This is a genomic window from Isoptericola sp. NPDC057391 (genome assembly GCF_042668085.1).
GTDB lineage: Bacteria > Actinomycetota > Actinomycetes > Actinomycetales > Cellulomonadaceae > Isoptericola.
Genome location: NZ_JBHVBO010000264.1, coordinates 1 through 4,186 on the forward strand (window position 1 = coordinate 1; position 4,186 = coordinate 4,186).

The window sequence follows — 4,186 nt, forward strand, 5'->3', positions numbered from 1 at the left end:
GGGGTCGGGGGGGGGGCGGTGTGGGGTGTTCCCGTAATCACACTCTCTCGGTTCCGGGGCGGTGGGGGGGGTGCGTGGGGGGGGGGGGGGGGGGGGCCCGCCGGAGGGGCGCGCCCCCACCGCGAGGTCGGGGGAGGGGCGAGGTCAGGGCGCGGAGCCCGCCGCCGCGGCCTGCTCCGCCTGGGCGTTCGACTGGTCGAGCAGCTCCTGCATGCGCGGCTGCACCTCGGCGAGGTAGTCGGCCGCCTCCTGCTCGCCGTCGAGCACGGGCTGGATGCCGACCCACAGCTCGTCGTACCACTCGGCGCCGTAGGTGAAAGAGGCCGGCATCGCGCGCCCGTAGTCCTCGGCGATGTCGAGGAACTCCTGGCGGTTCTTCGGCTCCACCGCGTCGTCCTTCTCGACCTCGGCCGCCCACTCCTTCGCCGTGTCGATCCGGTTGGGGATCTGGACGTTGGCGTCGACGAGGGTCTGCTGCGCGGTCTCGTCGGTGGAGAGGTAGGTGGCCAGCTTCACGGCGTCCTCGGGCAGGTCGGTCGTGGAGGAGACGCCGATCCCGAGCGAGCCGACCCAGGTGGCGGGCTCACCGGTCTTGCCGACGGGCCACGGCATGAGGTCGTACTCGAAGTCGAGCTCGTTGTAGGCGCTCATGTCCCACGGGCCGACGGGGAAGAAGCCGATCTCCCCGGCCATGAAGCGCTGGTAGGTGTCGAGCGTCTGGGCCTGCTCGGGGTTCGGCGTCACGCCGTCCGCGGTGAGGTCGGCGATGAACTGGATCGCCTCCGCGAACTCCGGGGTGTCGACGGTGACCTGCGTGTGGTCCTCGTTGGTCCAGTCGCCGCCGTTGCTCCAGACGAAGGCCTGCGAGTTCCACTGGACGTTGAGCCCGGTGCCCCACTGGTCGGTCTCGCCGTCGCCGTCGGTGTCCTGGGTGAGCTTCTTGCAGATCTCGAGCCACTCGTCCCAGGTGAGGGGCTCGTCCGGGTCGGGCCGGTCGATGCCGGCCTCCTTCAGCATGTCGGCGTTGTAGCCGAACGCGAAGGGGCCGATGTCCTTGGGCAGGCCGTAGAGCTTGCCCTCGGGGGTGCCCTGGACGGTGCCGTCGAACCGGTAGGAGTCCACGCCGTAGGGCCAGATGTTGTCGAGGTCGACCCCCTGCTCGGCCACCTGGTCGGTGATGTCCATGAGGACGCCGGAGCTCACGTAGGACTGCAGGCTGGCCTGCTCGATGTAGAACACGTCGGGCACCTTGTTGCCCGCGACGGCGGCCTGGAGCTTCTGGGCGTACTGGTCCGCCGAGGTGACGATCATCTTGACCTTCACGCCGGTGTCCTCGGTGAAGCGGTCGATGGCCTCCTGGTAGGCCTTCTTCTCGTCCTCGCCGCCGCGGAACATGAACGTGAGCGTGCCGTCGTCGGCGCCGCTCCCGCCGCCGGAGCCGCAGGCGGCGAGGGTGCTGGCGGCCACCAGGCCGGCGGCGATGCCGGCGATCAGGCGTGACTTCCTCATCACGGGGTCCTCTCGGGGAGATCCGGTCCGCTCCGGTGCGACGTCGCCCCGATGCGGTTTACATCGATGAAGAGCCATCGACGGCGCCCAATCTGGCACGGCGCGGGCGGCGTGGTCAAGTGGCCCAGGTCACGCCTCTGCAACGATGAAGAACGAACCGGGGTCGGCGAGGTAGTGCGGCACCGCGCGAGGTAGTACGGCACCGCGCGAGGTAGTACGGCGCGGCGCGAGGCACTACCTCGCGGAGTGCGGAACTACCTCGCGGAGTGCGGGACTACCTCGCCGAGCCCGGTGGCCGTGGTCGACGGGAGACCGGGGCGGGCCGATCGGCTAGGATCGCGAGGGTCGCGACTGGCGTACAGGTGGATCACCACCGGGGAGCGACGCGCTGTGCAGACGACGGGTCGTTCGCCTGGGCCCGGTCGTCGTCCGACACGTCCGTCCGACACAGCTGGAGAACGCCGATGAGCACTCCCGACCCCACGTTCAACGCGCCCCTCGCGGAGCTCGACCCCGAGATCGCCGCCGTCCTCGAGGGTGAGCTGACCCGTCAGCGCGACACCCTCGAGATGATCGCGAGCGAGAACTTCGTGCCGCGCGCGGTGCTGCAGGCGCAGGGCAGCGTCCTCACCAACAAGTACGCCGAGGGCTACCCGGGCCGCCGCTACTACGGCGGCTGCGAGCAGGTCGACATCGCGGAGAACCTCGCGATCGCCCGCGCCAAGGACCTGTTCGGCGCCGAGGCCGCCAACGTGCAGCCGCACTCCGGCGCGCAGGCCAACGCCGCCGTGCTGCACGCCCTCATCAACGCGGGCGACAAGATCCTCGGCCTCGAGCTGGCCCACGGCGGCCACCTCACGCACGGCATGAAGATCAACTTCTCCGGCAAGCTCTACGACGTCGGCGCCTACGGCGTGGACCCGCAGTCCTACCGCATCGAGATGGACGAGGTGCGCAAGCGCGCGCTCGAGCACCGTCCCGACGTCATCATCGCCGGCTGGTCCGCGTACCCCCGCCACCTCGACTTCGCGGCCTTCCGCGAGGTCGCGGACGAGGTCGGCGCCAAGCTGTGGGTCGACATGGCGCACTTCGCCGGCCTCGTGGCCGCGGGCCTGCACCCGAGCCCGGTGCCGCACGCCGACGTCGTGTCCTCCACGGTGCACAAGACCATCGGCGGCCCGCGCTCCGGCTTCATCCTGAGCAAGGAGGAGCACGCCAAGAAGATCAACTCGGCGGTGTTCCCGGGCCAGCAGGGCGGCCCGCTCATGCACGTCATCGCGGCCAAGGCCGTGGCGTTCAAGGTCGCGGGGACCGACGAGTTCAAGGACCGCCAGGAGCGCACGCTGCGCGGCGCGCAGATCATCGCCGAGCGCCTGTCCCAGGCCGACGTCGCGGAGCAGGGCGTCTCCGTCCTCACCGGCGGCACCGACGTGCACCTGGTGCTCGTCGACCTGCGGAACTCCGCGCTCGACGGCCAGCAGGCGGAGGACCTCCTGCACGACGCCGGCATCACCGTGAACCGCAACGCCGTGCCCTTCGACCCGCGCCCGCCGCGCGTCACCTCCGGCCTGCGCATCGGCACGCCGGCGCTCGCCACGCGCGGGTTCGGCGATGCCGAGTTCACCGAGGTCGCCGACATCATCGCCGTCGCGCTGCGCGACGGCGCCTCCGCCGACGTCGACGCCCTCGCGGCCCGCGTCGCGGCGCTCACCGCGGACTTCCCGCTCTACCCCGGGCTGTCCCAGTGACCGCGCAGGTCCTGGACGGCAAGGCCACCGCGGCCACGATCAAGGCCGAGCTGCGCGAGCGGGTGACCGCGCTGCGCGAGCGCGGCGTCGTGCCGGGGCTCGGCACGCTGCTCGTGGGCGAGGACCCGGGCTCGCAGTGGTACGTGGCCGGCAAGCACCGCGACTGCGCGGAGGTGGGCATCGAGTCCATCCGCGAGGACCTGCCGGCGACCGCCACGCAGGAGGAGATCGAGGCGGCCGTGCGCCGGCTCAACGAGGACCCGGCCTGCACCGGGTTCATCGTGCAGCTCCCGCTGCCGAAGGGTGTCGACACCAACGGCGTGCTCGAGCTGATCGACCCGGACAAGGACGCCGACGGCCTGCACCCGACCAACCTCGGCCGGCTCGTGCTGCGGGTCAACGAGGAGGTCACCTCCCCGCTGCCGTGCACGCCCCGCGGCATCATCGACCTGCTGCTGCGGCACGACGTCGACCTCCAGGGCAAGGAGGTCGTCGTGGTGGGCCGCGGTGTGACCGTCGGCCGCTCGATCGGGCTCCTGCTCACGCGCCGCGCGGTCAACGCGACCGTCACCCTCACGCACACCGGCACCACCGACCTGCCGGCCCTCGTCAAGCGGGCCGACGTCGTCGTCGCGGCGGCCGGGGTCAAGGGCATCGTCACGGCGGACATGGTCAAGCCGGGCGCCGTGCTGGTCGACGTCGGCGTCTCCCGGGAGACCGACCCGGAGACGGGGAAGTCGCGCGTCGTGGGCGACATCGACCCGGCCGCGCGCGAGGTCGCGTCCTGGTACTCGCCCAACCCCGGCGGCGTCGGGCCGATGACGCGTGCCATGCTGCTGGCCAACGTCGTGGACACCGCGGAGCGCCAGGCCGGCTGACGCCCGCACCCGCGTCCGCAGCGACTTCCGGGCCCGTCGTCCCCTCGGGGG

At 71.7% G+C, this 4,186-nt stretch carries 3 protein-coding genes and 1 riboswitch; of the genes, 2 read left to right on the plus strand and 1 reads right to left on the minus strand.

Annotation, left to right across the window (positions count from 1 at the left end; genetic code table 11):
* Positions 1-144: 144 nt before the first annotated feature.
* Positions 145-1,509 (minus strand): ABC transporter substrate-binding protein, encoded by a 1,365-nt coding sequence (locus ACFUVW_RS19895; protein ID WP_430573026.1) that lies wholly within the window; start codon positions 1,507-1,509, stop codon positions 145-147.
* Between the two features lie 337 nt (positions 1,510-1,846).
* Positions 1,847-1,934, plus strand: a riboswitch (ZMP/ZTP riboswitch).
* A gap of 39 nt (positions 1,935-1,973) precedes the next feature.
* Between ACFUVW_RS19895 and glyA the strand changes: the two genes are divergently transcribed.
* Positions 1,974-3,257, plus strand: a complete 1,284-nt coding sequence (gene glyA / locus ACFUVW_RS19900) for a serine hydroxymethyltransferase (protein WP_430573027.1) — start codon at positions 1,974-1,976, stop codon at positions 3,255-3,257.
* The gene (locus tag ACFUVW_RS19905) at positions 3,254-4,135 is read left to right on the plus strand and encodes a bifunctional methylenetetrahydrofolate dehydrogenase/methenyltetrahydrofolate cyclohydrolase (protein ID WP_430573028.1); all 882 of its coding nucleotides are present in this window, start codon (positions 3,254-3,256) and stop codon (positions 4,133-4,135) included. Before glyA ends, ACFUVW_RS19905 begins: the two co-directional genes overlap by 4 nt.
* Positions 4,136-4,186: the final 51 nt, after the last annotated feature.